Raw genomic sequence first — 24,427 nt, 5'->3', positions numbered from 1 at the left:
TGAGCACTCGACGAGTCTCAGCCGGCCAGCGCCAGCACGCCGCCCCTCAGCCGGCCAGCGCCAGCACGCCGCGCAGGTCGGCGATGATTCCGGTGATCGCGCCGGTCTCCGGGTCCCAACGGGCCAGGGCGGCCGGTTCCAGGCGGAGCAGCACCGCGCCCTTGTTGTCCCAGCCCAGCACCGGACAGCAGCCCTTGGCGCGGTCCCGCCCGAGATCGAGCAGGTGGGTCACCGCGCCGGTGCGGGAGTCCAGCACGGCCACCCCCTCCGCGCCGCTGATCTGGTCGTTGACGATCCATCCGGCGCTGGCCAACCTGCCCCCGTGCAGCCAACCTCGGCCGTAGAACTCGTTCACCTGGAACGGCCGGGGCAGTGCGTCCCCGGTGATCCGCTGTTCGGAGCGGACCGGGCCGTCGAAGCCGGTCCGGCTCTGCAGTTTCAGGCCACCGCGCTCGCCGACCATCTCGAGCAGAGCCGCCCCACGACCGGCCTCCGGATCGGGTGTGACCAGATTCCAGGCCGACACGTCGGTGGTGCTGGCCGCCTCGGTGTCCCGTTCCACGACGTACGCCCGGTTGTCGCCGCCGACCAGCACCCGGTCGTGCGCCCACACCACCAGCTCCAGGTAACCGTCGAGCGGGACGCGACGTACGCCCGCCGTGGTGAGGTCGACCATGATCAGCTCGTTGGTCTGCGCGAACGCCGCCCACCGGCCGTCCGGCGACAGGACTCCCGGCTTGACCGCTGTCGCCTCGTTGCCGCTCTCGTCCCAGGTGGGTGCCGGCGTCACCACGTCGAGACTGCGGACCACACCGTCGTCGCCGAGGATTCGGATCGGGCCGTCCGGTTGACCCTCCTCGTTCAGCGGCTGGAACAGCGCCAGCGCCCGCTGGACCGGTCGCGCGGACAGCGCCACGGTCGGCGGGCCGCTGATCCGACTCAGCGGGTCGGGGGGGAACGTCAGCTCGGCGGGTGGGCGCTGCACGGAAGTCGCGTGGGTGGGCACGACGGTGGGCGCCACCGGATGGGTCAGGCGTGGATCGGGGGACGGTCGTAGGGCGACCGCCGCACCGCCGGCCAACGCCACGGCCACGACGACCGCGCCGACGACCCGTCGGGTACGCCGGGTACGCCGCGCCCGGTCCCAGCCGGCCGTCGCCGGTGCGCTGGGCAGCACGTCCTGCACGGTGACGGCGAACAGGTCGCGCAGATCCTGCTCGTTCACTGGTTCACCTCCACACCGTTGGCGCCCCGACCCGGTCGGTCGTCGCCGGTGAGATCGGGAGCCACCTCCCGGAGGCGACGCAGCGCCAGGTGGCACTGGCTCTTCACGGTGCCGACGGTCACCCCGAGCGCCTCGGCCGTGGCGACCTCGGTGAGGTCCTCGTAGTACCGCAGCACCAGCACGGCCCGTTGCCGCGGCGGCAGCGTCCCCAACGCGTCGTGCAGGGTCAGCCGCAGCGCGCCGTCCCGGTCCGGCGCGGCCCGCTCCGGCGGCGCGGCACTGAGCCACTCCCGGCGACGACGCCGCCACCAGGACACCGCGTCCCGGTAGAGGATGGCCCGCACGTACGCGGCGGGATCGCCGTCACGGACCGAAGCCCAGCGCAGCGCCAGCTTCAGCAGGGCGTCCTGGAGAAGGTCCTCGGCCTGGTGCCGGTTGCCGCAGATCAGGAACGCCGCGCGCAGGAGCCGGTGCTGGTTGCTCTCCACGAAGGCGAGGTAGCCGTCGCGGCCGTCGTCCGCCGTCGATCCCATCCGCACCCCTTCCGGCCGCCCGCGGTGCGCGTCACCCGACAGACGCACGAGAGGGCGGAAAAGGTTGGGCTGATTTCCCGGCCGGTCGCAGTATCTGCCACGCCACCACCGTCACCAGCGCGAACACGCCGGCTGCGGCGCCCACCACCGGCACCGTCCCGTAGGTGGCGGCGACCAGCCCGGCGAGCGCCGCGCCGATCGGGGCGGTGAGCAGACCGACCATCCGCTGGGCCGCGCCGACCCGGCCGAGCAGCCCCGCCGGCACCTGCCGCTGACCGTACGACGCCCACAGGCTGTTCCACACCACGGTCCCGGCGGCGAAGACGGCCAGGGCGATTCCGCCCGGCACCGGGTGTCGAGCCAGCGCGAACCCGGTCAGCGCCACGGTCTGCGCGGCGAGAACCGCGCCCAGCGCGGGCACCGTGCCGAGCCGGGCAGCGAGCCGGCCCGCGCCGAGCGCCCCGGCGACCCCGCCGAGTATCACCACCGCGGCGAACAGCCCGTACCCGGCCTGCGGCACCCGCAGCACGTCCAGCGCGTACAGCACCAGCACCGCCATGATTCCGGAGATCGCCAGGTTGCTCGCTGCGGCGAGCAGCGTGACCCGCCACATGGTCTGGTGCGCGCGCAGCCAGCGAACTCCCTCCACGATGTCGCCCCACACCGATGCGGGCACGGTGGCCGGCGCTTTGTGGACGGCGGACGGCGGGGTGAGGGCCAGTACGAGCAGTGCCGCCACCGCGAAGGTGACGGCGTCGAGGGCGAACGGCAGAGCCGGGGCGGTGGCGAACAGGATGCCGGCTGCGGGAGCGCCGAGGAAACCGCCTGCCACCGCCGAACCTGCCTGGAGGCGGCCGTTCGCCCGGGGCAGCGCGGCCGCCGGCACCAGCGCCGGGAGCAGCGCGAACGAGGCGGAGTCGAAGAAAGTGCCCAGCGTGGCGAGGAGGAATGCCGCCACCAGCAGCAGCGCGACGCCGGCCCGGTCGACGGCCACCGCCACGGCCAGCGCCGCCACCACCGCGGCGCGTAGCCCGTCGATGCGGGCCATCGTCCGACGGCGGTCCCAGCGGTCCGCGTACACGCCGCCGAGCAGGCCGAAGAGCAGCGGCGGCACCTGTGCGACAACGGTGACCCCGGCGATGACCCGGGGGTCACGGGTCATCGTCGCCGCCAGCAGCGCCAGCGCCGGCGTCCGCAGCGTATCCCCGAAGCGGGACGCGACGACGGCGGACCAGAGCAGTCGGAAGTTCCGGCCCAGAGCGGAGGAGGTCATGCCGCCGACCGTGCCGGTTCGACCGGGTCGAGGGTCAAGCCGCCGGGCGAAAGGGGGACGCGGACCGTCAGTGATCTTGGGTACGGTGAGCGCCGGCATCGGGACCGGGGAGAGCACAGGCGTGGACCACACTTTCCAGGTCGACCTGCGTGGCGTGGTCGACCTGCTCAGCCATCACCTATACGGCAGCCCTCGGGTCTACGTCCGGGAGCTGCTCCAGAACGGGGTGGACGCGATCACCGCCCGACGTACGAGCGAGCCGGACGCGCCGGCGCTGGTCCGTATCGAGACCCCGGAGGTCACCGGGGACGGCACCCTGCGGGTGCACGACACGGGCGTGGGCCTGACCGAGGCGCAGGTGCACGAGCTGCTGGCGACCATCGGCCGCAGCTCCAAGCGCGACGAGCTCGGCTTCTCCCGGCACGAGTTCCTCGGCCAGTTCGGCATCGGCCTGCTCTCCTGCTTCCTGGTGGCCGACGAGATCCAGGTGCTGACCCGCCACGGCGACAACCCCACGGTCCGGTGGACCGGGTACGCCGACGGCCGGTACGCGGTGACCGTGGCGCCGCCGGAGGCCGCCCGCGCCGAGGTGGGCACGACGGTGACGCTGGTGCCCCGACGCGACGCCGACCAGTGGTTCAGCACCCCCACCGTCGTCGACCTGGCGCGGCTCTTCGGCTCGCTGCTGCCGGTCACCGTCCGGGTCGGCGACGTGGTCACCACCGTCGGCGAGCCACCCTGGCCGACGACGCCCGGAGCGCCCGTCGACCGGGCGGCGTTGATCGCGTACGCCCGCGAGACGCTCGGTGTGGAGCCATTCGACGTGCTGCCGCTGAGCGTTCCCGAGGCCGGGCTGACCGGTGTCGCCGTCATCCTGCCCACCCCGGTGAACCCGGCGGCGCGCGCCGGGCACCGCGTCTACCTCAAGCGGATGCTGCTCACCGAGAACGCCGACGGCCTGCTGCCGGACTGGGCGTTCTTCGCGCACTGCGTGGTCGACGCGACCGAGTTGCGCCCGACGGCCAGCCGCGAGGCCCTCTACGAGGACACCCTGCTGACCGCGACCCGAGACGCGCTCGGCGACCAGGTACGCGGCTGGCTGGTCCGGCTGGCGCGGCACGACCCGCACCGGCTGGCCGAGTTCCTCCAGGTGCACCACCTCGGCGTGAAGGCGCTGGCGCTGCACGACGACGACATGCTCCGGCTGGTCGACAGGTGGTGGCCGATGGACACCAACGTCGGCACGCTCACCCTCGCCGAGTTCCGGGAGCGCTACGGGGTGCTCCGCTACGCGGCCAGCCTCGACGAGTTCCGCCAGCTCGCCGCGGTGGCCGCCGCGCAGGATCTGGCGGTGGTCAACGCCGGTTACACGTACGACACCGAGCTGATCGAGCGGCTGCCGGCGGTGGACCGCTCGGTGCTGATCGAACGACTCGAGCCGAGTGACCTCACCACCCGTTTCGAGGCCCTCGATCCGTCCGTGGAACTGGCCCTGCGTCCGTTCCTCAGCGCCGCGCAGCGAGCCGTCGAGCGTTCCGGCTGCGAGGTGGTCATCCGGGCGTACGACCCGGTCTCGCTGCCCGCGCTCTATCTGGTGAGCCGGTCGGCGGCGTTCAACGACCAGCTCGCCGCGAGCCGCGACCGGGCCGACGAGCTGTGGGGCGGGGTGCTCGACGCGCTCGCCGCCACCGCTCCGCCGGACCGCCCGCAACTGGTGCTCAACCACCGCAACCCGCTGGTACGGCGGGTCACGATGCTGGGCGACCCGGAGCTGGTCGGGCTCGCCGTCGAGGCGCTGTACGGGCAGGCGCTGCTGCTCGGGCACCATCCGATCCGCGCGGCCGACGCGGCGCTACTGAACAATTCCTTCCTCGGCCTGCTCGGCCGGGCCGTGCCGGGACGGGAGCAGGCATGAGCGACGAGGACCTGTGGCGGGTGCTGCGTGGCATCGCCGACATGCCGTACGGGGCGGGGCAGATCGCCGCGCTGGAGCAGCTGCTGCGCCGGGTGGACGCCGCCGACGACCGGCACCTCGCATTCGTCACCCGCATGCAGGCGACGACGGGGTACGTCTACGGGGGCGAGCCGGCGAAGTCGTTCGTGACGTTCTCCTGGTGCCTGTCCGAGTTCGACCGCGATCCGCAGCCCTACCACCAGCGTCACCTGCACCAGTTGCTGTGGCACTTCAAGTACATGATCTCGGGTCTGCTGAAGTTCCCCGAGGTGCCGCTGGACCGCACGTACGCCGTGCTCGACGACATGGAGCGGCGCTACCGGGCCGGTGGGCACAGCCTGCAGACCGTCCACAAGCACCGGTTCCGGGTCGCCGACCACGTGGGCGACGCCGAGGCCGCCGCGCACTGGTACCGGCTGTGGCAGACGACGCCCCGCGACGACCTGTCCGACTGCGCCGGGTGCGACCCGACGAGCCAGGTGGGCTACCTCGCCGACACCGGGCGGGACGCCGAGGCGGTGGCCCTGGCCGAGCCGGTGCTCGCCGGCCGGTTGACCTGCACCGAGCAACCGCAGGCGATCCTCACGGCGCTCCTCCTGCCCTACCTGCGTACCGGCCGGGGTTCCTCGGCGCGCGACGCGCACCGGGAGGCGTACCGCAAGCTGCGCGGCAGCCTTGCCGACCTGTGGGACATCGGCGACCACATCGAGTTCTGCACGCTCACCGGTAACGAGGCGCGGGCGGTCGAGCTGGTCGAGCGGCACCTGGACTGGCTGGACCGACCGCCGTCGCCGGCCGCGGCCATGCATTTCGCGGCCACGGCCGCCGCCGCGCTGCGCCAAGCCGGCGCGGCGACGGTCTACCGCCGGGCCGCCGAGGGCCGGCCGGCTGCCGAGGTGCCCGCGCCGACGCTGGCCGACGAGTTGGCGGGTACGGCGACCGAGCTGGCCGCCCGCTTCGACGTCCGCAACGGGACCACCCACCAGTCGGAGTGGATCGCGCGCCGGCTCGCCGTACGGCCCGGCGAGCACCTGCCGCTCTCCGCGAGCGTCCGTCGTCGTCCGGTACGTCCGAGCGGGGACGCACCGACCGGCGCGGCGGTGCCCGTGTCCGAGCGAGCTGGCCGAGCGCCGGTCGAGGCGTCCACTGTGCCCCTGCCCGCCGACGCCGACGAGCTGCTGACCGTCGCCGAGGAGAGCTGGGGCCGACACGACCGGGCGACGTTCCAGGCGGCGCTGGCGGCGTACGACGAGGGGTTCGTTACCGCCGACCTGCCGTCGCGTACGGTCGCGCACCGGCTTGCGCTGCGAGCCGCCGAGCGAAGCGACGAGGACGACATCGAGGGCGCGGTCGAGCTGAACCGGGCGGCGTTGGACCGGTACCGCTCGGCGGGTGAGGAGCTGCATGCCCAGGTTGTCGCGGGGCGACTCGGTGTGCTGCTGACCCGCGTCGACGAGTACGCCGAGGAGGGGCTCGCGCTGGTCCGGGAGGCGGCCGAGGCGCTGGATCGGCTCGGCGATCCCCGGCAGCGTGCCGCCGGGCACGACCGGCTGGCGTTGGCGCTGCTGCACCGGCAACGGTGGGCGGACGCCCTGACGGCCCTGGATCGGATACCTGCCGACGCGGGCGGCGATGAGCACCTGAGGGCTCGCGTCGCGCTGCACCGGGCGCATCTGCTGGAGCAGTCCGACCGCGTCGACGAGGCCCGCGCCGCCGCCGAGGAGGCGCGTCGGATCGGCCGCGAGCTGGGCGTCGGCGAGCTGGTCGTGGCAGCCTGCCTGACCTGCGCGAGGACGGTCGACGATCCGGCCGAGGCGGTGGCCGCCTGCGACGAGGCGCTGCGGATGGCGCCGGCGGACGCGGAGCTGCCCGTACGGGTCGCCCGCGCGCGGGCGCTGCTCTCCGCCGGCCGTGCCGCCGACGCGGTGGACGACTTCGTCGAGGCGGTGACGATCTGCGTGGAGCATGGCGCCGAGGGGGATGCGTTCCTGCGCTGGGAGCTGGCCAACGCGTACCGGGTGGTGGGTCGGCTCGCGGAGGCGGCCGAGGTCGCCGAGGAGGCCGTGCTCGGCCTGGACCGACTGGGTGCCCAGGCGGAGGCCGACCGCTGCCGACACCTGCTGGCCGGGGTCTACGCGGGGCTCGGCGAGATCGACCCCGCGCTGGCCCTGCTGGAGCAGTTGTCCGTCAACCTCGACGGCCCGGACAACCTGCCCAACCGGGCCCAGGTGCTGGAGGAGGCCGGCGGCATCCTGTACGACGCCGACCGGGACGCCGTGGCCGCCGAGCGGTTCGCCGCCGCCGCCACCGCGTACCGGCTCGCCGAGCTTCCGCTGGACGAGCTGCGCGCCCGCCGTCGGGAGGCGTACGCCTGGTTCTGGTCCGACAACCTGCCGGAGGCGGTGCACGCCGTCGAACTGGCGGACGGGCTGGCGGCGGCGTTGGCCGGGCAGCCGGAGCCGCCGGTGACGTACGAGTTGGCGATGACGGCCGAGACCGGCGCGCGGGTGCTGACCGGTGAGGGGCGGCTCGACGAGGCGCTGGAACGGCTCTCCGGGGTGCCCGACCGGTTGCGGTCGATCGAGGCGTTCGGTGAGGCGGCCCAGGTGGAGACACTCGTCGGTGAGCTGTTGCTCCGACTGGACCGGCCGGCCGAGGCGGAGCCGCTGCTGCGTCGCGTACTCGGTGGTCTGCCGGCCGGCTCGCGTCCGGTCCGCCAGACGGCGTGGTTGCTGGCCCGTGCCCTGGACCTGCTCGACCGGCCCGCCGAGGCGGCTGCTCTACGACAGGAGCACGACCTCGACCCGGACGACTGACCGCTGCACCGACTGGACCGTCCGGTAACCATCGCCCCACCGTTCCCAGCTCGCGGTCTACGCTTGCCCGGTGACGGTGGAGCAGCAGGCGCGGGGTGCGACGGGTACGGGCCGACGTCGGTCCCGCAAGGACGAGATCCTGGAGATCGCGGTCGGTCTGTTCGCCGCCCGTGGTTACCACGGCGTGTCGATGGACGACATCGGCGCGGCAGCAGGGGTGACCGGTCCGGCGCTCTATCACCACTTCGCCGGCAAGGAGGCGATGCTGGCCGCCGCGCTGATCCCGGTCAGTGAGGGGCTGCTGGCCGGCGGCCGGGAGCGCGCCGCCGGGCATTCGGACGACCCGCGCGCCGTGCTGGAGTCGCTGATCGACTTCCACGTCGAGTTCGCGCTGGCCAACCCGGCGGTGATCGCGCTGCACCTGCACGAGCTGGACCGCCTGCCGGAGGAGCCGCGCCGTCGGATCCGCCGCCTGCAGCGGATGTACGTCGAGGAGTGGGTGACCGTGCTGACCGCGCTGCACCCGGGCATGCCCGACGGTGAGGCGCGGGTGTTGGCGCACGCCGCGTTCGGCCTGATGAACTCGACCCCGTTCCTCGGCGGCGAGGTGGACCGGCGTCGACGTGCCGAGCTGCTGCGCGGAGCGACCCTGGCCGCACTGCTCGCCTGATCCGACTCGTCAGAAGTGCGCCGGTCATGATTCCCTGACATCGTCCCAACATCCGGACGCCGGGAGGAAACATGATCGAGTCACTGCTGGTCGCCAATCGGGGCGAGATCGCCCGCCGGGTCATCCGGACCGCGAAGCGGCTCGGCATCCGCGCGATCGCGGTGTACTCGGAGGCGGACGCCGAGCTGCCGTTCGTCGTCGAGGCGGACGAGGCCGTTCTCATCGGCCCGCCCAACCCGGCGCAGAGTTACCGCAACGTCGAGGCGATCCTCGCCGCCGCGAAGTCGACCGGCGCGCAGGCCATCCACCCCGGTTACGGCTTCCTGTCGGAGAACGCCGAGTTCGCCCGTACCGTCGAGGAGAGCGGCCTGATCTGGGTCGGGCCCGGCGCGGACGCGATCACCGCCATGGGCGACAAGATCAATGCTCGTAACCTGATGGCGGCGGCCGGCGTGCCGGTCGCGCCCGGCACCACCGACCCGGCCGCCGACCTGGACGCGGCCGTGACGGCCGCCGCCGAGATCGGCTACCCGGTGATGGTCAAGGCCGCAGCCGGTGGCGGCGGCATGGGCATGGGCGTGGCCGCCGACGAGGCCGCGCTCCGCACCGAGTACGACAAGGTGCGTGCCTTCGCCGAGCGGATGTTCGGCGACGGTTCGGTGTTGATCGAGCGGTACTTTCCTCGGGTGCGGCACGTCGAGGTGCAGATCCTCGGCCTGGCCGACGGTCGGGTGGTGGCGCTCGGCGAGCGGGAGTGCTCGGTGCAGCGGCGCAACCAGAAGCTGGTCGAGGAGTCCCCGTCGCCGGCCGTCTCGCCGGAACTGCGCGCACGCCTGCTGGCGGCGGCGGTCCGAGCCGGCGAGGCCGTGGGTTACCGCAACGCGGGCACGGTGGAATGCCTGCTCGACCCCACTTCCGGTGAGTTCTTCTTCTTGGAGATGAACACGCGGCTGCAGGTGGAGCACCCGGTGACCGAGTACGTCTACGGCGTCGACCTGGTGGAGGAGCAGCTGCGGGTGGCGGCCGGGCTGGCGCCCAGTTTCGACCCGGACGCGCTCGTGCCGAGCGGGCACGCCATCGAGATGCGGATCAACGCGGAGGACCCGAAGCGCTTCCTGCCGGGGCCGGGTGTGATCAGGACGTGGGTGGAGCCGACGGGCGAGGGTGTCCGGGTCGACTCCGGATACACCGGGGGCAACACGGTCACCCCGTTCTACGACAGCCTGCTGGCCAAGTTGATCGTCAGTGGCGCGACCCGCGACGAGGTGCTCGAACGCGCTCGCGACGCGGTCGCGGCGTTCCAGATCGAGGGCCCGAAGAACAACGTCCCGTTCTTCGCCGAGCTGCTGGAGAACGAGGAGTTCCGCTCCGGCGCCTACGACACCGGCATCGTCTCCCGCATGCGCTGACCCGGCCGGCCGTCGTCGGCTCGCGGGGCTGGTGCCCTGCGGTCCGGCGGGCCGACACTGGCACCCAACAGCACCGACCGCCGCCCCCCATCCGACGTCACAGCGAGGTGACCATGAGCCAGTTGCCGGATTCCGTCTCCATCCGCGAGGTCGGGCCGCGAGACGGGTTGCAGAACGAGGAGCCGATTCCCGCCGACGCCAAGGTGCGGCTCCTCGACGCGCTCTCCGCCACCGGGGTACGCCGGATCGAGGCGGTGTCGTTCGTGCACCCGAAGGCGATCCCGCAGATGGCTGACGCCGACGAGGTGTGGCGGCGGGCGGCGAAGACCGACGGCGTGCGGTACTCGGCGCTGGTGCCGAACACCCGGGGCGCGCAGCGGGCCCTGGCCGCCGGGTTCACCGAGATCGAGGTCGTGGTGTCGGCCAGCGACACCCACAACCGCCGGAACGTCAACCGCTCGACCGACGAGTCGTTGGACGACATCGCCGAGCTGATCGACCTCCTGCACGGGGCCTGGGCGCGGGTCGAGGTGATCGTGGCGACCAGCTTCGGGTGCCCGTACGAGGGGGACATCGACCCGGGGCGGGTCGCCGGCATCGTCGACCGCGTGGTCCGCGACGGCGCGGACCGGGTGGCGTTCGGCGACACGACCGGCATGGCCACTCCGCGTCGGGTCCGTGAGCTGCTGACCGCGGTACGCGACCGCAACGCCCACGTGCCGGTGCTGCTGCACTTCCACAACACCCGGGGTACGGCGCTGGCCAACCTGCTGACCGCACTGGAGCTGGGGGTGACCGAGTTCGACGCGAGCGTCGGTGGCCTGGGCGGCTGCCCGTACGCGCCGGGCGCCAGCGGCAACCTGGCCACCGAGGAGGCGGTGCACATGCTGCACGACATGGGCATCGACACCGGCATCGACCTGGACGCCCTGATCGAGGTGGCCGAGCTGGCCGAGGAGCTGCTCGGCAAGAAGCTGCCCTCGGGCGTGCTGCGGGCGGGCCCGCGTACCCGGCTGACGCCGATGCCGAGCTGAGGACGCGACGAAGGGGCCGGCGGAACACGCCGGCCCCTTCGTGGTGCGCGGGTTCGGTCAGCCCACCGTGGTGAGCGCCGCCGGCCAGCTGTCACGGAAGATGTCCGCGCTGCGGTCGGTCGCGCTGAACGTGCCGGCGAAGAGGCTGCTCACCCGGTTCGCCTCGGCGGTGCTCGGGTACGGGTTGGTGCAGCTGGTGCCGGCGCTGCCGCCGGACATCAGGATCGCGCAGTTGCCGTTGTAGTTGTCCGGCAGACCGAGGATGTGCCCGATCTCGTGGGTCATGATCCGAAGCGGGCTGTACTGCGCCGCCTGCTGCGTGTCGATGTAGACCCGGCCGTTGCCGAGGCTGGTCCGCACGGCGTACGAGCCGCCGCCGGTGATCTGGTAGATCCGCAGGTTCGAGCCGCAGTTCGCGGAGAGCGTCAGGTTGCTGGTGGCGTTGTTCCAGATCGAGGCGGACTGGTTGGCGGTGCCGGCGTAGGCGCCTGCCTGGCTGGTGTTGTAGCAGATGGTCATCGCGGCGGACGCGGGCGCGGGGTTGGCGACCGTGACGCCGAGCGTGGCACCTGCCGTCGCGACCAACGCGACGGCGAGCCGACTGAGTCGTGAGGTCATCGCTGACTCCTATCCAAGAGGGGGTGTCAGGAGCCTATCCACAGAGATTAATAGATTTCAATGTTTCGCTCAAAGGAGCGTCCGTCGATCGTGGGTCGCCGGAGGGTGCGCGAATGCGATAGCCTAACGATCGTTCAGGTCAACACGGGCGAGGGAGTCGGCGTGACGCTCGACGGTGAGGCGCTGGAGCAACTGCGCAAGCGGGCCCGGTCCGGCGGCGCGGACAAGTACCACGCGGCCAACGAGGCCAAGGGCAAGCTCTTCGCGCGCGAACGTGTCGCGCTGCTGGTCGACGAGGGTTCCTTCGTCGAGGACGGCCTCTACGCCAACGCGCTCGCCGAAGGCCTGCCCGCCGACGGCGTGGTCACCGGCACCGCCACGATCGACGGCCGGCAGGTCTGCCTGATGGCCAACGACTCCACCGTCAAGGCCGGCAGTTGGGGCGCCCGTACCGTCGAGAAGATCATCCGGATCATCGAGCGGGCCTACGGCGCCGGCGTGCCGATGGTCTACCTGGTCGACTCGGCCGGCGCGCGGATCACCGACCAGGTCGACCTCTTCCCCGGTCGCCGTGGCGCCGGCAAGATCTTCTGGAACCAGGTCCGCGCCTCGGGCTCGATCCCGCAGGTCTGCGCGCTGTTCGGCCCGAGCGCCGCCGGAGGGGCGTACATCCCGGCGTTCTGCGACGTGGTCGCGCTGGTCGACGGCAACGCCAGCATGTATCTCGGCTCCGACCGGATGGTCGAGATGGTCACCGGGGAGAAGACCACCCTGGAGGCGATGGGCGGGGCCAAGGTGCACACCGCCGAATCCGGTGTCGGTCACTTCCTCTGCAAGACCGAGGCCGACGCGCTCGACGTGGTGAAGACCTACCTGTCGTACCTGCCGGCGAACTGGACCCAGGCGCCGCCGACCGCGCCGGCGGTCGCCGCGTCCGCGAAGGTCGACCTGGCCGCGCTGGTGCCGGCCAGCGAGCGGCAGGCGTTCGACATGCGACGGTACGTCAAGGGCCTGCTCGACGAGGGTTCCTTCTTTGAGATCCAGGCGCTGTGGGCCAAGGAGTTGACGATCGGCTTCGGTCGTCTCGACGGCCAGGTCGTCGGCGTTATCGGCAACAACTCGATGTTCAAGGGCGGCGTGCTCTTCGTCGACTCGGCCGACAAGGCCACCCGGTTCGTGCAGCTCTGCGACGCGTTCAACGTGCCACTGCTCTTCCTCAGCGACGTCCCCGGCTTCATGGTGGGCAGCGCCGTCGAGAAGCAGGGCATCATCCGGCACGGCGCCAAGATGATCACCGCGATCTCCGAGGCGACCGTGCCGAAGATCTGCGTGGTCGTCCGCAAGGCGTACGGCGCGGGCCTGTACGCGATGGCCGGCCCCGGCTTCGAACCCGACGCGACGATCGCGCTGCCCACCGCGAAGATCGCGGTCATGGGGGCCGAGGCCGCCGTGAACGCCGTCTACGCCAACAAGATCGCGGCGATCGAGGACGCGGACGAGCGGGCCGCCTTCGTGGCCGCCAAGCGGGCCGAGTACGAGCAGGACATCGACGTCGTCCGGCTCGCCAGCGAGCTGGTGGTGGACGCCATCGTCGAGCCCCACGACCTGCGTACGGAGCTGGTCCGCCGGTTCGCGGCGGCGCGTACGAAGGACCGGCACTTCTCCCGACGCCGGCACGGCGTCACCCCGGTCTGACCCGCACAGCCACCCGTCCCGGCGTCACGAGCGCCCCGGCGGACCGTCCCCACCAGGAGGATGAGATGGACTTCCGGCTCACCGACGAACAAGCGGCGCTGCGGGAGAGCGTGCGGGACTTCGCCCGCGAGGTGGTCGCCCCGGTCATCGCCGAGCACTACGAGCGACACACCTTCCCGTACGAGGTGATCCGGCAGATGGGCAAGATGGGCCTGTTCGGCCTGCCCTTCGGCGAGGAGCACGGCGGGATGGGCGGCGACTACTTCGCCCTGTGTCTGGCTTTGGAGGAGTTGGCCCGGGTCGACTCCAGCGTGGCCATCACGCTGGAGGCGGCCGTGTCGTTGGGCGCGATGCCGATCTACCGCTTCGGCACCGAGGAGCAGAAGGCGACCTGGCTGCCCCGGCTGCTCAGCGGCGAGGCGCTTGCCGGGTTCGGGCTCACCGAGCCGGGCACCGGCTCCGACGCCGGCGGCACCCAGACGCGTGCCGTGCTGGACGGCGACGAGTGGGTGATCAACGGTTCGAAGGCGTTCATCACCAACTCGGGCACCGACATCACGGCCATGGTGACCGTCACCGCGGTGACCGGCACCAACCCGGACGGCTCCAAGGAGCTGTCGACGATCATCGTGCCGACCGGTACGCCCGGCTTCACGGTGGCCCCCGGCTACTCCAAGGTCGGGTGGACAGCCTCGGACACCCACGAGCTGACCTTCGACGACTGTCGGGTGCCGGCGGCCAACCTGCTCGGTACGCGCGGCCGAGGGTTCGCCCAGTTCCTACGGATCCTCGACGAGGGCCGGATCGCCATCGCCGCGCTGGCCGTCGGCCTCGCCCAGGGCTGTGTCGACGAGTCCATCAGGTACGCCAAGGAGCGGCACGCCTTCGGTCGACCGATCGGCGACAACCAGGCCGTCCAGTTCAAGATCGCGGACATGGAGCTGAAGGCGCACACCGCCCGGCTGGCCTACTACGACGCCGCCGCCCGGATGCTGGCCGGCGAGCCGTTCAAACGGCAGGCCGCCATCGCGAAGCTGCACGCGAGCACGATCGCGGTGGACAACGCCCGCGAGGCCACCCAGATCCACGGCGGCTACGGCTTCATGAACGAGTACCCGGTCGCCCGGTTCTGGCGGGACTCCAAGATCCTTGAAATCGGTGAGGGCACCAGCGAGGTGCAGCGCATGATCATCGCCCGCGATCTGGGTCTCTGACCCCACCGGAGCACACGGGTCCGCGGCAGTACTGGAGCGGCCATTGTCGATCAACCGTTCGGCTGTCGGATATCGGCGAGCGGACGTCGGCAGGACGACGTTCGACTGCCGATGGTCGGAGGCGAACCGTACTCTTCGTGCCCATGACTCCGGATCATGGACGGTCGCGGAGCCCGGACGGTCGTACCGGGCTGCCGGAGCTGCTCCGTGCGCACCGGCGCTCTGCCGGCCTGACGCAGGCGGAGCTGGCGTCCCGTGCCGAAGTCGGCGTGCGGACCGTGCGGGACCTGGAGCGTGGCCGCTCGGTTCGACCGCAGCGCACCACCGTCGATCTGCTCGCCTCGGCGTTGGGGCTCGCCGGCGCCGCCCGGGTGGCGTTCCTGGCCACGGCTCGCGGCGCGATCGGCGGTGAGCTGTCCGGGTCGGATGTCATCTCGGGAACGCCCGGCGGCGCATCGACGGCCGACGCGACACGGGCCGACGCGCCGGTCGCGCTTCCGCCCCCGGTCGCCCTGATCGGACGCGACCGTGACGTCACCGAGCTGGCCGCGATGCTGACCGCGGAGCACGGCCCCCGGCTGGTCAGCCTCGTCGGATTGGCCGGTGTCGGCAAGACCGCGCTCGCACTCGCCGTGGCCCACGCGGCGGCACGCGCCCATCCGGGCGGTGTGGCCGGCGTGCTGGTCGGCCAGGGCTCGGACGCGCCGGACGTGCTCGCCGCCTCGATGACGGTCCTCGGCACCGCCCGGCTGCCGGAACTCGTCGCCCGTCTCGCCGGCCGGCCGGCGCTGCTGGTCATGGACGCCGTCGAACGCGCTCCCGGCCCGGTGGCCGAGACAGTGCACCGGCTGGGCGCGGCACTGCCGTCACTGCGGGTGCTGGTCACCGGACGGCACCCGGTCGGGCTGCCCGGCGAACGGGTCTGGCCGGTCGCCCCGCTCGAGGTGCCGCCGCCGGACGCCGAGCACTCCGGCCCGGCCACGCTCGTCTCATGGCCTGCGGTCGCCCTGTTCATCGCACGGCTCGCCCAGGTCCGTCGGGAGCCGCCCAGCCCCGACGAGCTACCGGCGCTGGCCGCGCTGGTCCGCCGGCTGGGCGGCCTGCCACTGGCGATCGAGCTGATGGCCGCTCGGGGACGGCTGCTCGACCTCACCGAACTGCTCGACAGGTACGGCGACCGCGTGCTGGACCTGACCACCTCGACCGACCCGACCCGGGGTCGGTGGGACGGGCCGGAGGTGGCCGCCCGCCGTCCGTACGCCACCGATGTCACGCGAGCGGCGGTGGCGGTGACCCTGCGGGACGCGGTGGCGACCAGCTACCGCCTGCTCGCCGCGGACGAGCGCGACGCGCTGCGGCGACTCGCCATGTTCGGCAACCGGTGGTCGGTGGAGATGGCCGAGGAGATGCTCACCGACGAGGCCGACCGGGACGGCACGGTCGCCATCGACCCGGTCCCACTGCTGGACCGCCTGGTCGAGCTGGGCCTGCTGAGCGTCCGCGGCACCGGGCCGTTCCGGTTCCGTCTGCTCGACACGGTCCGTGACTTCGCCGTCGAGCAGGCCGTCGGTGGTGGTGAGCTGACCTGCGTACGACGTCGACACGCGGAGGTGATCGCCCGGCTCGTGGCGCGGACCGCCACCGAACTGGCCGGCCCCCGGATGCTCGACGCGGTACACCGGCTCGACGAGGTGAGCAGCGACATCAGCACCGCGCTGGCCCATGCGGCCTCCGACGACCCGTTGACCGCGCTGCGGCTCGCCGCCTGCCTACCCCGCTGGTGGCGCTTTCGTGGGCGCGACGTCGCCGGGCGGCAGTGGCTGCGACGGTTGCTGGCCGACCCGCGAACCGCCGACGCGGACCCGATCCTGCGTGGTTGGGCCAGCCTCGGCGTGGCGCGGCTCGCCGCCGAACACGGCGCCGAGGCCGACGAGGTCCCGACGGCGCGCGCCGCGTTGGAGGTCTTCCGACAGTCCGGCGACGTGACCGGCGAGCTGGAGGCGCGAAGCGTGCTCGGCGCGCTGCTGACCAGCGTCGGCGAGCACGACGAGGCGCGGGAACAGGCCGAGGCGGTGCTCCGGCTCGCCGCCCGCAACGGGCGTACCCGTGATCTGGCGGTGGCGCAGAACAGCCTTGCCTGGCACGAGATCCGCGTCGGCGACCTGGCTGCGGCGCGCCGCCGGCTGGCTGCCGTGGACCGGCTCGCCGCGGAGGGCGGTGAGCAGCGGCTGCGGGTGCTGGCCTGGGCCAACCGTGCCGAAGTGTCCCGCCTCGAGGGCCGGTACGCCGACGCCGTCGACCAGGGGCGGCGGGCGGTCGCGGCGCTGTTCGAGCTGGGCGACCCGGGTCATCGTCGGCGCGTGCTGGGCACGGTCGGCCTGGCGCTCGCCCAGGACGGACGTGTCACGGAGGCGACCGAGGTGCTCACCGAACTGCGCGTGGGCACCGCCGAGGCGACGCTCGCCGCGCCGGGGCAGCAGTGGACCGGGCGGGTCGGGCTGCCGCGACCACGCTCGGACGACACGGTGTTGTCGTGGAGCGGGCCGGAGGTGGGAATCTGCGCGCTGATCGAGGGGAACCTGGCGCTGCACGCGGGTGATCGGGAGTTGGCGGCCGAGTGGTTCGCCGCCGCCGTCGAGGCCGGTCACGACCGGCGGGACGTGGTGGAGGCGCTGGTGGGCCTCGCCGCGAGCACCGGCGACCCGGCCGTCCTCGATCGTCTCGACCGGGTCTGCGAGGACACCGGCATCCGGCTGCTGCCGCAGGAGTCCGGTCTGCTCTACGCACTGATCGCCGCGCGGGGCGGATCCACCGAACGGTGAGTGGACGCCTGTCGCCCTCAGTGGACTTCCGGGTCGAGAGTGGCGCGGGCGAAGAGCCCCCTTGGTGCTACCCCTCGCTGTTCGCCCGCGCCGTCACCCCCCGGTGATTCCCCGGTGGGCGAAAGCCTGCCACCGTTGCCGGGTAGAAAGGTGTTCTTCAAGAGGTTTGTCCGGTCCACAAGGTCAGTTCTGCCGGTCTTTCTGCCGGTGTCGCCCGGACGCCCTTCGTGCGGGCCAGCGCTCAGGTCGGGTCGCAGTCGTCGGCCATCTCCTGCTCGGTGCTGCCGGCGGTGGCGCCAGGATGGACGGCGTCCCGCACCCGTCGCAGGCCGTCGAGCAGCGCCGCCAGCGCCTCGGGTTCGAGTTGGCCGGTGAACCACTGCTCGATGATCCGTAGATGCCCGGGCAGCGTCTCGTCGAGCCGCTGCATCCCGGACGTGGTGACCACCGCGTACGAGCTGCGACGGTCGTTCGGGCATGCTCGGCGGGTGAGTAGCCCGTCGCGTTCCATCCGGTCCACCACGCGGGTCACCCCGCTCGTGGACAGGGAGGTCTGTGCGGCGAGGTCGGTCATCCGCAGTTGGTTGCCCGGCGAGCGGGCCAGGCGGGTAATCACCTCGAACTCGACCTGAGAGAGGCCGTGCTCCTCGAGTTGGGCGGCGAACCGGGCCGAGAGCCCGGCGTGGGCCTCGTATAGGAGGCCAACCGCGGTGATCCGGGGGTCGTCGAACACGTTGGTCACTCGTTCATCCTACCAGTACTTGACACGGGGAATGTTGTTGCGGTTATATTTGCTCAAGCAGTCGTTGGGCTACTAAACAATCCTCTGGAGGACACCAGTCATGACCAGCAGCATCGACGCGGTTACCCGCGACTGGGACGGTCTCACCATCCCGGCGGCCGGCACCTATGTGCTGGACGCGGCGCACAAGCGGGTCGGATTCGTCGCCCGGCACATGATGGTGAGCAAGGTCCGCGGTGAGTTCAACGAGGCGACCGCCACCATCACGATCGCCGAGGACCCGCTCCAGTCCTCGGTCGTCGCGACCATCCAGGCTGCCAGCATCGACACCACCCAGGGTGACCGGGACGCGCACCTGCGCAGCCCCGAGTTCCTGGACGCGGAGAAGTACCCGACCCTGGAGTTCCGCAGCACCGGCGTGAAGTCCCGCAACGGCAACGAGTTCGTGCTCAACGGTGAGCTGACCATCAAGGACGTCACCCGTCCGGTCGAGCTGGAGGTCGAGTTCGAGGGCGTGGGCCGCAGCCCGTTCGGTGCCCAGGACGTCTTCGGCTTCTCCGCGAGCACCGAGATCGACCGCGAGGAGTTCGGCCTGACCTGGAACGTCGCCCTGGAGACCGGCGGCGTCCTGGTCGGCCGCAAGATCAAGATCGAGATCGAGGGCGAAGGCATCCGCCAGGCCTGATCTCACGGATCACCGGTACGCCGGGCCCGCGCCGTACGTCGGCGCGGGCCCGGCGTCGTCCGTACCAGGCGCGTGTGAATTGTCACGACTTGTTCTTGCCAACGCGGGGTCCCGCACGATGCCGACGGGGTAGAGATGGCGCCACGAGCGCATCCGCTTCCGCCGGCGTCGGACACCGTCGTCGGCCTCTGGCCCTGGCCAGGCGAGCGCTCTTACCGTTGATGGTTCACAATGCGCTTTCCGGGACGGCATGATCCCGACCGCGCCGGTTGTCGGGAGGACACATGGGCAGGGACGTCTCGCAGGGCGCCTTCACCCGGGAGGACCGCGTCCGCTACCGGCAGAAGGTCCGGCGGTGCCTCGACGTCTTCGCCCTGATGCTCGACGACTTCGGGTTCGACGCCGACCGGCCGATGACCGGTCTCGAGATCGAGCTCAACCTGGTCGACTCGGCGGCCGAGCCGGCGATGCGCAACGAGGAGATCCTCGCCGAGATCGCCGATCCGCTGTTCCAGACCGAGTTGGGGCAGTTCAACCTGGAGTTGAACGCGGAGCCCCGGCTGATCGAGGGTGCCGGGTTCGCCGACTACGAACACGACCTGCGCAGCAGCCTCTCCCGGGCCGACGAACGTGCTGCCAGGTCCGACGCCAAGATCGTCCTGGTCGGCATCCTGCCCACCCTCACCGAGGGGCACCTCGTCGAGGACAACCTCTCCACCAACGAGCGCTACCGGGTGCTCAACGACCAGATCGTCGGCGCCCGGGGCGAGGCCATCGAGCTCGACATCCGGGGTGTCGAGCAGTTGCGCACGCACACCGACTCGATCGCCCCCGAGGCGGCCTGCACGAGTCTCCAGTTCCACCTCCAGGTCGCGCCGGACAGCTTCGCCGACTACTGGAACGCGTCCCAGGCCGTTGCCGGAGTGCAGGTGGCGGTCGGGGCCAACTCGCCCTTCCTCTACGGTCGCCAACTGTGGGCCGAGACCCGCATCGCCCTGTTCAAGCAGGCCACCGACACCCGACCGGAAGAACTCAAGGCCCAGGGCGTACGTCCCCGGGTCTGGTTCGGCGAACGCTGGATCACCTCGATCTTCGATCTGTTCGAGGAGAACGTCCGGTACTTCCCACCGCTGCTGCCGATCTGCGAGGACGAGGATCCGGTGGAGGTGTTGCACGCCGGCGGGGTGCCCCAGCTGAGCGAGCTGCGGCTGCACAACGGCACGGTCTACCGCTGGAACCGCCCGGTCTACGACATCATGAACGGCCGCCCGCACCTCCGGGTGGAGAACCGCGTGCTGCCCGCGGGTCCGACAGTGGTGGACATGCTGGCCAACGCGGCCCTCTACTTCGGGCTGGTCCGTGGTCTCGCGGAGGCCGACCGACCGATCTGGAGCCAGCTCACCTTCTCCTCGGCCGAGGAGAACTTCCACTCGGCGGCCCGTCGTGGTCTGGACGCCGTGCTGCACTGGCCCCGGGTCGGTGACGTTCCGGTCACCAAGCTCGTGCTGGACCAGCTACTGCCCGTCGCCGCGACCGGGCTGGACGGCTTCGGTGTCGCCCCGGAGCAGCGGGACCGGCTCCTCGGCATCATCGAGCAGCGCTGCCGCACCGGCCGCAACGGCTCCGTCTGGCAGACCGAGGCGGTCTGGTCGGCCGAGCGGCAGCGGGGCTTGGACCGCCCGGCAGCCCTGCACCACATGGTCAAGCGCTACGCGGAACTCCAACGCACCAACGAGCCAGTCCACACCTGGCCCGTCGACTAACCCCCCACCCCACCCCCACCCCACCCCACCCACCACCCCGCGCTGTTGATCATGAAGTTGTTGCCACCCGCCGCGGCGTGTCGCAGCAATAACTTCATGATCAACGGAGGGGGACGGAGGGGGACGGAGGGCAACGGAGGGGGACGGAGGGGGTGGGGTGGGTGGGTGGGTGCGGGGAGGGGACGGTGGGGTGGGTCAGGTGGTGGTGCGGCGGGGTGGGCGGGCCCGGTGGGGGGTCGGGGTGTTGGCCGGGGCTGCGGCGTCCGGGGCGGGGCGTGGGGCGGGGACGCGGGGTTCGGCGGTGGTCGTGTCGTCCGGCTGGGTGTCTGGCGTGGTCGGCGCCGCGGCGGTCCTGCCTCGTCGGGCTGCCGTACCGGCTGCGGCGTCGCTCACCGAACGGGCGCGGCGTCCCGGTCGGGTGCCGTCCGAGTCGCCCTCCCGGGTAGGCGTCGGGCGCGAGGTCGGGCCGAGCCCCGTGGCTCGGGTGGAATCCGCCCGAGTGGCCGACTCCGGTTCGGGGGAGCCGGCCGCAGTGGTCGACACCGGTTCGGATGAGCGGGCCGCGGGCGTCGACCCCGCTTTGCGTGGTGCCACCGGTCCGGTCGGCGTCGGTTCTGTGTAGTCGGTCGCCGTCGCCCGGCCGGGATCGTCGGCCGGGGCGGTCGGGCCTCGATCGGCGGCACGTCGGCGGTTGCCGCGTTCGGCGAGGCGGGCGACCAGTATCGAACCGCCGACGCCGGCGATCACCGCGTACGGGGCGATGAGCTGGGTCGAGAACTGTGCCGGCCCCGGGGTCGCCCAACGCGGCACGGTGGTCAGGTAGGCGAGTGCGACGAGCAGCGGGCCGGCCGCGCCGGAGGCCGCAGCGCCCACCCGGTGCCCGCCCGACCGCACGGCGCCCCGGGCGGTGAGGGCACCGATCAGGAGCGCGGGTACGAGCGCCAGCAGCGCGCCGGGCCAGTAGATCTGGCCCCCGATCCAGTACCGCGCGTGGTCCGGGTCGAGCTGCCACGTGCCGAGTTGGGCGCCGGTCAGCCCGCGTCCGACGCGTACACCGTCGATGACCGAGACCACCGCGAGCAGCCACAGCCAGGCGGCCGTCGCGGTGATGTTCAGCGCGACGGTACGGGACCGCAGCGCCCAGAGCGCGACGACAACGCCGATCAGGATTCCCAGCGCCGCGTGCAGGGCCGCGACCCGCTGCGGCACACCGGTGTCGGCACCCACGGCGACCCGGGCCGGTACGGCGACCAGCAGGACGGTGACGAGCCCGCCGAGCCCGGCGCCGAGTGCCAGGGACAGCCGCCGGAACAGGCCGCCGCGCTCGTCCGTCAGCGGTGCCGACCGATCGACGGCCACGGCCGGCCGGTCCTGCGTCGCGTCGGCATCCCCGGTCCGGGTCGGCCGTTCGGGCGCGATCATCGCCGGCTGCGGCAGGTCAGCCTCGACCGTGGGGATGGTGGTCGGTGCGGCGTCGGTCGTCGGCGGGTCGGCCGGTGCGGCACGCTGGTGCAGTCGCTGCGCGCAGACCGCACCCAGCACCGTCGAGCTGGCGGCGAGCCAGGTGGCCCAGGCGAGACCGTCGGCCCAGGCCGTGCCGTTGGCCCCGGCCTCGGTCGGCGTCCAGGTGATGACGCCGAGCCCGTAGCCGAAGCCCAGTTGCGCGGCGCCCGCGCCGGCAGCGACCCCGACCGCCGTCGCGATCGATACTCCCCAGCCCCGTCTGGCCATGCCGGGCAGCGTAACGTCCCGTCGTCGGTGCGGCGAGTCGCAGTGACCCGCCGGTATGGACCGTCGGCACAACGTGATGGGCGGCGAACGGTACGGTCGCCGGTGATGAGGCGGTGGGCGGTATGACGGACGCGAACACGGGTCGACAGGATTCCGGCGGCGGCCGGGACGGCGGCGGTGGCAGCCGAGCCAGTGTGCTGCTCGGTGGCGGGCTGGTCGCGGTGCTCCTGGCCGTGGTGGGCGCCACCGGTGGCTGGCTGCTGGCCGGCGACGACGACGAATCTCCGACGAACCCGCAGGCCGTCGCCACGGCGACCGGTACGCCGACCGACGAGGCCACCTCGGCTCGGCCGACCACCGGTCGGACCACTCCGTCCGCTCCCCGGACGACCGCCTCGGCGACGAAGGGGACCGGGCTGACCGTACCTCCGGTGGTCGGGGCCGACTTCGTGCAGGCGCGCGAGATGCTGCGCAAGCAACGGTTGGGGTGGCGTCTGGTCTTCGGCGGCGGCATCGGGCGCACGGTGGAGAGAGCCTCGCCGGCCGTGGGTACCACGGTGACCCGGGGTACCACCGTCGAGCTGCAGATCCCCGGTCCGGCGCCCGCCGCCGAGGTGCCCGACGTGGTCGGCGACGACTGCGCCAAGGCAGCGGACGAGCTGGTTGAGGCGGGGCTCTACCCGAGTTACCGCAGTGGGCGCAGCGGAAAGGTCAGTCAGCAGGTACCGGCCGAGGACGGTCCGGCCCGCTGGAACGACGAGGTCAGCATCTGGTGTGGGGCGGCGGCTCCGCCGAGCCAGCCGACGGCCAAGCCCACCACCTGACCGACCCCGACCTTCCCCGACCCGCCGGCGGCACGCGGTTCGCGTCACCGATGCCGGCCGATGTCGACGTGGCCGGTTAGGTTGACGGTCGAGGGCCAGGGCGCCCGCCCGGTTCGGGAAAGGACGTGCCATGAGCGACGACCGCCAGGAGCCGCCCGCCGGGCCCGACGACGACCGGACCCGCCCTCTGCCGCCAGCCGGCGGCCGTCCGCAGCAGCCGGAACCCACCGCGTCGCCGGACGAGACGATGCCGATCGATCGGGCGGCGTCGGGTGGCAGCGCGTCGCCGGACGAGACGATGCCTATCGACCGGGCCGCGTCGGCGAATGACCGGACCGCACGGATGCCGGTGGAGCGGTCGATGCCGCCGGCGTGGTCCGGGCGGGCCGAGGTACGAGCGCCTCGCCCGGCCGAACCGTCGGCGGACTGGTACGTGGAGGAGCAGGGCGGCCGGCGTTGGTGGCTGCCGATCCTCTGGGGCGTACTCGCGTTGTTGCTCGCCGCCCTGCTCGGTACGGCCCTGTGGGTGGTGCTGAGCGCGCGGGAGGACGACCCCGACGGCCCGGCCACGCCGTCTGTCCCGCCGGCCAGCGTCACGGCGCCGCCGAGCAGCAGCGCCCCGACGTCGGCGGCGCCCAGCAGCGCGTCGCCGAGCAGCCCGGCGGCCACCACCGAGGAGGCGCAGATACCGGTGCCGCCGCTCACCGGGCTTGGACAGTCGACCGCCGAGGGGCTGCTGGAACGGCTGGGCCTGAGCTACCGGGTGGTGTACCGCCCGTCCGAACTGCCGCCCGGGACCGTGGTGCGGACCGATCCGGCTGCCGGCACCCTGGTGGGGACCGACGAGGAGGTGCAGGTGGTGGTCTCCCAGGCCCGGCCCTCGACGGAGGTCAGCCAGACCAGCCTGAGCCCAACGGCGACGACCACGCCGTGACCGACGCTCACCACATCCGCCGGCGGGTGCCGACGAGGCCGAGGCCGGCGAGCGAGATGGTGAGGCCGAAGATCCCGGACCAGAAGAGCGAGCGGCGTACGTCGGTGGTGGCGTGCCCGGTCGGCGTCGGCGCGGCGAGATCCTGGCGGCCATCGGCCTGACCGCCAGCGCCGGTACCGGCGGCCGGGCTGGTCGTCTCGACGTACCCGTCGGTGGTGTCGGCGCCGATCCAACCGTAGTCGTCGGCCGGTGGGTCGGACCTGACCACGGTGATCTCTGGTGCCGGCACCGGTACGGCCAGCCGGGTGGAGGACGACGCCGGATCGCGAACCAGGACCACGGCGGTGGTCACGGCTCCGAGGAGGGCGAGCAGTCCGAGAGCGTAGGTGATACTCCAGCGGTGGTGCCGCCGCACGGCGGGCTGATTGACCATGACCATCCCAGGCTCAGGGTCCTGGACGTGCGGGTGGAACGGTGCCGGGGTG

19 protein-coding genes are annotated in these 24,427 nt (G+C 72.4%); 12 read left to right on the top strand and 7 right to left on the bottom strand.

Going from position 1 to position 24,427, the window contains the following annotated elements; genetic code table 11:
- Nucleotides 1–46 precede the first annotated feature (46 nt).
- From ABZU91_RS21050 to ABZU91_RS21040, 3 genes are read right to left on the bottom strand one after another with little or no spacing between them, the layout of a single operon-like run.
- Complete coding sequence (locus ABZU91_RS21050) at nt 47–1,225, bottom strand: hypothetical protein (protein ID WP_355242853.1); 1,179 nt, start codon at nt 1,223–1,225, stop codon at nt 47–49.
- On the bottom strand, nt 1,222–1,758 hold the full coding sequence (locus ABZU91_RS21045; protein ID WP_355242850.1) for a SigE family RNA polymerase sigma factor: 537 nt from the start codon (nt 1,756–1,758) through the stop codon (nt 1,222–1,224). Before ABZU91_RS21045 ends, ABZU91_RS21050 begins: the two co-directional genes overlap by 4 nt.
- A 31-nt stretch (nt 1,759–1,789) precedes the next feature.
- Nucleotides 1,790–3,031 carry an MFS transporter gene (locus tag ABZU91_RS21040; protein ID WP_355242847.1) on the bottom strand — a complete coding sequence of 414 codons (1,242 nt, stop codon included), beginning with the start codon at nt 3,029–3,031 and terminating at the stop codon, nt 1,790–1,792.
- A 121-nt stretch (nt 3,032–3,152) separates the two neighbouring features.
- On the opposite strand from ABZU91_RS21040, the gene ABZU91_RS21035 reads away from it, so the two are divergent.
- From ABZU91_RS21035 to ABZU91_RS21015, 5 genes are all read left to right on the top strand, one after another.
- On the top strand, nt 3,153–4,946 hold the full coding sequence (locus tag ABZU91_RS21035; RefSeq protein ID WP_355242844.1) for an HSP90 family protein: 1,794 nt from the start codon (nt 3,153–3,155) through the stop codon (nt 4,944–4,946).
- The gene (locus ABZU91_RS21030) at nt 4,943–7,801 is read left to right on the top strand and encodes a hypothetical protein (protein ID WP_355242841.1); all 2,859 of its coding nucleotides are present in this window, start codon (nt 4,943–4,945) and stop codon (nt 7,799–7,801) included. The genes ABZU91_RS21035 and ABZU91_RS21030 overlap by 4 nt, the downstream gene beginning before the upstream one ends.
- Before the next feature lie 70 nt (nt 7,802–7,871).
- Nucleotides 7,872–8,471 carry a TetR/AcrR family transcriptional regulator gene (locus ABZU91_RS21025; RefSeq protein ID WP_355242838.1) on the top strand — a complete coding sequence of 200 codons (600 nt, stop codon included), beginning with the start codon at nt 7,872–7,874 and terminating at the stop codon, nt 8,469–8,471.
- A 71-nt stretch (nt 8,472–8,542) separates the two neighbouring features.
- Entirely contained in the window at nt 8,543–9,880 is a 1,338-nt protein-coding gene (locus tag ABZU91_RS21020; protein WP_355242835.1) for a biotin carboxylase N-terminal domain-containing protein, read from the top strand.
- Nucleotides 9,881–9,993: 113 nt separating this feature from the next.
- Entirely contained in the window at nt 9,994–10,914 is a 921-nt protein-coding gene (locus tag ABZU91_RS21015; RefSeq protein WP_355242832.1) for a hydroxymethylglutaryl-CoA lyase, read from the top strand.
- Between the two features lie 57 nt (nt 10,915–10,971).
- On the opposite strand, the gene ABZU91_RS21010 is transcribed toward ABZU91_RS21015, so the two are convergent.
- On the bottom strand, nt 10,972–11,532 hold the full coding sequence (locus ABZU91_RS21010) for a snapalysin family zinc-dependent metalloprotease (protein WP_355242829.1): 561 nt from the start codon (nt 11,530–11,532) through the stop codon (nt 10,972–10,974).
- A gap of 162 nt (nt 11,533–11,694) precedes the next feature.
- Here ABZU91_RS21010 and ABZU91_RS21005 point away from each other — a divergent pair, with 162 nt between their 5' ends.
- From ABZU91_RS21005 to ABZU91_RS20995, 3 genes are all read left to right on the top strand, one after another.
- Nucleotides 11,695–13,227, top strand: coding sequence for an acyl-CoA carboxylase subunit beta (locus ABZU91_RS21005; RefSeq protein ID WP_355242826.1), 1,533 nt, complete (start codon nt 11,695–11,697; stop codon nt 13,225–13,227).
- A 65-nt stretch (nt 13,228–13,292) separates the two neighbouring features.
- Nucleotides 13,293–14,441, top strand: a complete 1,149-nt coding sequence (locus ABZU91_RS21000) for an acyl-CoA dehydrogenase family protein (protein WP_355242823.1) — start codon at nt 13,293–13,295, stop codon at nt 14,439–14,441.
- Between the two features lie 143 nt (nt 14,442–14,584).
- The gene (locus ABZU91_RS20995; RefSeq protein WP_355242820.1) at nt 14,585–17,263 is read left to right on the top strand and encodes a helix-turn-helix domain-containing protein; all 2,679 of its coding nucleotides are present in this window, start codon (nt 14,585–14,587) and stop codon (nt 17,261–17,263) included.
- Between the two features lie 241 nt (nt 17,264–17,504).
- Here ABZU91_RS20995 and ABZU91_RS20990 read toward each other — a convergent pair whose 3' ends face one another.
- Nucleotides 17,505–18,005: a MarR family transcriptional regulator gene (locus ABZU91_RS20990; RefSeq protein WP_355242817.1), complete on the bottom strand. Its 501-nt coding sequence runs from the start codon at nt 18,003–18,005 to the stop codon at nt 17,505–17,507.
- 100 nt (nt 18,006–18,105) lie between these two features.
- Here ABZU91_RS20990 and ABZU91_RS20985 point away from each other — a divergent pair, with 100 nt between their 5' ends.
- The gene (locus tag ABZU91_RS20985; RefSeq protein ID WP_355242815.1) at nt 18,106–18,690 is read left to right on the top strand and encodes a YceI family protein; all 585 of its coding nucleotides are present in this window, start codon (nt 18,106–18,108) and stop codon (nt 18,688–18,690) included.
- A gap of 284 nt (nt 18,691–18,974) precedes the next feature.
- Complete coding sequence (locus tag ABZU91_RS20980) at nt 18,975–20,453, top strand: glutamate--cysteine ligase (RefSeq protein ID WP_355242812.1); 1,479 nt, start codon at nt 18,975–18,977, stop codon at nt 20,451–20,453.
- Between the two features lie 195 nt (nt 20,454–20,648).
- Here ABZU91_RS20980 and ABZU91_RS20975 read toward each other — a convergent pair whose 3' ends face one another.
- Complete coding sequence (locus ABZU91_RS20975) at nt 20,649–22,184, bottom strand: hypothetical protein (RefSeq protein WP_355242809.1); 1,536 nt, start codon at nt 22,182–22,184, stop codon at nt 20,649–20,651.
- 122 nt (nt 22,185–22,306) lie between these two features.
- Between ABZU91_RS20975 and ABZU91_RS20970 the strand changes: the two genes are divergently transcribed.
- Together ABZU91_RS20970 and ABZU91_RS20965 are read left to right on the top strand one after the other, a co-directional pair.
- Nucleotides 22,307–23,008: a PASTA domain-containing protein gene (locus ABZU91_RS20970; protein ID WP_355242806.1), complete on the top strand. Its 702-nt coding sequence runs from the start codon at nt 22,307–22,309 to the stop codon at nt 23,006–23,008.
- A 130-nt stretch (nt 23,009–23,138) separates the two neighbouring features.
- A complete protein-coding gene (locus ABZU91_RS20965) occupies nt 23,139–23,942 on the top strand; it encodes a PASTA domain-containing protein (protein ID WP_355242803.1) in 804 nt (267 codons plus the stop codon).
- A gap of 7 nt (nt 23,943–23,949) precedes the next feature.
- On the opposite strand, the gene ABZU91_RS20960 is transcribed toward ABZU91_RS20965, so the two are convergent.
- Nucleotides 23,950–24,381, bottom strand: coding sequence for a hypothetical protein (locus ABZU91_RS20960; protein WP_355242800.1), 432 nt, complete (start codon nt 24,379–24,381; stop codon nt 23,950–23,952).
- Nucleotides 24,382–24,427: the final 46 nt, after the last annotated feature.

It is taken from the genome of Micromonospora sp. NPDC005174, assembly GCF_040608495.1.
Lineage (GTDB): Bacteria > Actinomycetota > Actinomycetes > Mycobacteriales > Micromonosporaceae > Micromonospora.
This window is presented reverse-complemented; position numbering and strand designations above follow the sequence as displayed.

Excerpts from the sequence above, each read along its gene's own strand:
- ABZU91_RS20960 (WP_355242800.1), bottom strand. The coding sequence starts at position 24,381 with ATGGTCATGGTCAATCAGCCCGCCGTGCGGCGGCACCACCGCTGGAGT.
- ABZU91_RS21045 (WP_355242850.1), bottom strand. The coding sequence starts at position 1,758 with ATGGGATCGACGGCGGACGACGGCCGCGACGGCTACCTCGCCTTCGTG.
- ABZU91_RS20965 (WP_355242803.1), top strand. The coding sequence starts at position 23,139 with ATGAGCGACGACCGCCAGGAGCCGCCCGCCGGGCCCGACGACGACCGG.
- ABZU91_RS21030 (WP_355242841.1), top strand. The coding sequence starts at position 4,943 with ATGAGCGACGAGGACCTGTGGCGGGTGCTGCGTGGCATCGCCGACATG.
- ABZU91_RS20985 (WP_355242815.1), top strand. The coding sequence starts at position 18,106 with ATGACCAGCAGCATCGACGCGGTTACCCGCGACTGGGACGGTCTCACC.
- ABZU91_RS21015 (WP_355242832.1), top strand. The coding sequence starts at position 9,994 with ATGAGCCAGTTGCCGGATTCCGTCTCCATCCGCGAGGTCGGGCCGCGA.
- ABZU91_RS20980 (WP_355242812.1), top strand. The coding sequence starts at position 18,975 with ATGGGCAGGGACGTCTCGCAGGGCGCCTTCACCCGGGAGGACCGCGTC.
- ABZU91_RS21040 (WP_355242847.1), bottom strand. The coding sequence starts at position 3,031 with ATGACCTCCTCCGCTCTGGGCCGGAACTTCCGACTGCTCTGGTCCGCC.
- ABZU91_RS20975 (WP_355242809.1), bottom strand. The coding sequence starts at position 22,184 with ATGGCCAGACGGGGCTGGGGAGTATCGATCGCGACGGCGGTCGGGGTC.
- ABZU91_RS20970 (WP_355242806.1), top strand. The coding sequence starts at position 22,307 with ATGACGGACGCGAACACGGGTCGACAGGATTCCGGCGGCGGCCGGGAC.
- ABZU91_RS21020 (WP_355242835.1), top strand. The coding sequence starts at position 8,543 with ATGATCGAGTCACTGCTGGTCGCCAATCGGGGCGAGATCGCCCGCCGG.
- ABZU91_RS20995 (WP_355242820.1), top strand. The coding sequence starts at position 14,585 with ATGACTCCGGATCATGGACGGTCGCGGAGCCCGGACGGTCGTACCGGG.
- ABZU91_RS21010 (WP_355242829.1), bottom strand. The coding sequence starts at position 11,532 with ATGACCTCACGACTCAGTCGGCTCGCCGTCGCGTTGGTCGCGACGGCA.
- ABZU91_RS21000 (WP_355242823.1), top strand. The coding sequence starts at position 13,293 with ATGGACTTCCGGCTCACCGACGAACAAGCGGCGCTGCGGGAGAGCGTG.